The 1,496-nt window shown below is 58.9% G+C and carries 2 protein-coding genes; one reads left to right on the forward strand and one right to left on the reverse strand.

Annotated features, from left to right (window positions below; all coding sequences use genetic code 11):
- Positions 1–109: 109 nt before the first annotated feature.
- Positions 110–643, forward strand: a complete 534-nt coding sequence (locus tag AX708_RS20625) for a hypothetical protein (RefSeq protein WP_156454593.1) — start codon at positions 110–112, stop codon at positions 641–643.
- 356 nt (positions 644–999) lie between these two features.
- Here the strand turns inward: AX708_RS20625 and AX708_RS17720 are convergent, their stop codons facing one another.
- Positions 1,000–1,380, reverse strand: coding sequence for an endonuclease domain-containing protein (locus AX708_RS17720; protein WP_066530381.1), 381 nt, complete (start codon positions 1,378–1,380; stop codon positions 1,000–1,002).
- Positions 1,381–1,496: the final 116 nt, after the last annotated feature.

Genomic DNA, 1,496 nt, shown 5'->3' on the forward strand with positions numbered 1-1,496 from the left:
GCTTACACCACTCCCGCCAACCCTTCACGACATCGCCGGTGAATAAGATGGGCTAGTGCACACCGTCCCACTTTCGGTCATTCGAGGTAACCAAGCGTTCGACATCGGAGTGGCTGAGGGCAATTGGTCAAATTTTATCAATTACGAGTGGGGCGGCGGATCGAATGTGTTCAACCTCGATGGGTTCATGGTGTATCGACGAAGTGAGACGCCGAGTGAATTCGTCGGATACTGCCAAGTGTATAGAAATGGAATTACGGAAACTTGTCTCAGGGCTTCGACCTACTGGGAGGAGGGTGATGGTTTAGTGCCTGCATTGTCTCTATGCACTGGCATTGAAAGTTCGATATTTGCAGCATCTCGCGAATATGTGAAACAAGGCATATCCGGCGCTATGCTGATTTTTGTTTCACTCATCGGTGTCAAAGGTCGTGAGCTCGCGACTGGCAGCGGCTTCAGGTATAAGAAATATCTTGCAGATCGAGACCGGCTATACATCCCCGATGTTCTGGTAAAAGATCTAAAGAACGGCGAACAGATTGCTAAGGCTCAGAGATCTTTATACGATATCGTCTGGCAGAGCTTTGGTTATAATGGTTGCACGTATTACGATAATGAGGGCAACTGGCGGCCTCCCCGCTGATACGATTTAATTGACCGAGGGGTTTTCCTAAATCCTAACCTGCGGGCGCCTAACGTCGCTCTCATTTCAGCAGGTATCCTTCGGGCAGCTTCGCATCCTAGCGCCCTTCCCGCAGGCAAGAAGGGTTGTCAGAGAGACCCGATCCCAATCGCTTGCCGCCGGTAGTCCCCCTCCCGCTTGCCCCCGGATCAAGTCCGGGGCAGGTATCGGGGTTAGGGGTGGGCAAGTCCCGACCTGTCGGCGCAGGCCCACCCCGCTGCGACTAACTTCGCCTTAGGCTCAGTAAGTCTCGCGACCCTCCCGCAGGCGGGAGGGTGGATCAGCGCTCCCAATCCCCCTCCCGCTTGCGGGAGGGGTTAGGGGTGGGCACTTCCACTTCCCTTCAACCCCCGCAGCCGCTCGACTTCCAGCCGGATCGCGGTCACCACGCCCTCGACATTGCCCTGCACATCATCATTGGTGAAGCGCAGCACGGTGAAGCCGTGCGCCGCCATCCACGCATCGCGGCGAACATCACGCTCCGGCGCGCAGTCGTGGCTGAAGCCGTCGAGCTCCACCACCAGCGACAACTCGCGGCACAGGAAGTCGGCGAAGAACGGGCCGAGCGGCATCTGGCGGCTGAACTTTGCGCCGGTCTGGCTCTTCGACAGGAACGCCCAGAGCCCCCGCTCCGGCCCCGTCGCCTCACGCCGCAGCGACCGGGCGCGGACGGTGTCGCGGGGATTCCAGTCTGGCATTTCAGGGGTTTACCACTGGGAGGGTTCGGGAGCAATTGTTCGGGCCCACCCCCGGCCCCTCCCGCAAGCGGGAGGGGAGAACTAGTCCCCCTCCCGCTTGCGGGAGGGGTTAGGGG

This window comes from Erythrobacter sp. CCH5-A1 (assembly GCF_001557115.1).
Taxonomy (GTDB): domain Bacteria; phylum Pseudomonadota; class Alphaproteobacteria; order Sphingomonadales; family Sphingomonadaceae; genus Erythrobacter.

Excerpts from the sequence above, each read along its gene's own strand:
- AX708_RS17720 (WP_066530381.1), bottom strand. The coding sequence starts at position 1,380 with ATGCCAGACTGGAATCCCCGCGACACCGTCCGCGCCCGGTCGCTGCGG.